General features: G+C 54.2%; 1 protein-coding gene. It reads left to right on the top strand.

All coding sequences use genetic code 11. From position 1 onward, the window contains the following. A partial coding sequence (locus tag J5224_RS29620; protein ID WP_264628641.1) for an MFS transporter occupies positions 1-900 on the top strand: 900 nt, incomplete at its 5' end. Positions 901-1,057 lie beyond the last annotated feature (157 nt).

Below are 1,057 nucleotides of genomic sequence, written 5' to 3' on the forward strand. Positions count from 1 at the left end.
TACGCGTCACTGATGGAAGGTGTCCCCTCTTCCCCCAGCACCGCTAACATTCTCATTAATGCCTTTGAGCCCAGCGGACAGTTTCTCCTGCCGATGATCATCAGCCTGTTGGTATGGGCAGATCTGTGGTTTGGCTGGTCGTTTATCATCGCGGCGGGCATCATGCTGCTCAATGGCATTTGCCTGTTCCGTTATCCATTCCCGGCACATCCGGGAAAAGCGGCACAGAAACCCCTGGCTGCCGACGTTCCTGTGACACGCACGACCACACAACACGCCTGCTCGTTGGTGGATCTCACCAGCTATACGCTGTATGGCTACATCGCCATGGCAACGTTTTACCTTATCAGCCAATGGCTGGCGCAATACGGCCAGTTTGTGGCGGGCATGAGCTACACCATGTCAATCAAACTGCTCAGTATCTACACCGTTGGCTCTCTGCTCTGTGTGGTGATCTCCGCTGTGTTAGTGAGAAAAACCGTCAGTTCGACATCACTGTTGATGCTCTACACGTTTATCTCTTTCGTGGCCCTGCTGGGTGTGTGCCTGTATCCCAGCCCGAACACCGTTATGGTGTTTTCTTTCGTGATTGGCTTCTCCGCTGCGGGGGGCGTGCTACAACTGGGGCTAACGCTGATGGCAGTACGGTTTCCCCACGCCAAAGGCAAGGCCACCGCGATTTACTACAGCGCAGGCAGCATCGCCACCTTCACGATCCCGCTCATCACTGCCAGACTTTCACAAACCAGCATTGCCAGCATTATGTGGTTTGATACCGGGATTGCTGCCGTCGGTTTCTTGCTGGCGTTGTTTATCGGCTACCGTAATCGGAAAACGCGCGACAACCTTCTTACCGAGGATGAACTTCAGGTTGACGATGCGCTGCGTCGTCCATCCTGATACCGCTCCGCTGTGCCCTTGGGCACAGTAGCATCAAACGCTAAAATTGCAGGGTCTGGCAGGCGGTAAAGACAAATTTTTTAAACCCCTGAGCCGCCGCTGACAGCATTTTGTCTTTACGCGTAGCCAGATAGATATAGCGGGTTGGGCCGGGATC

Source organism: Candidatus Symbiopectobacterium sp. NZEC135 (genome assembly GCF_025962695.1).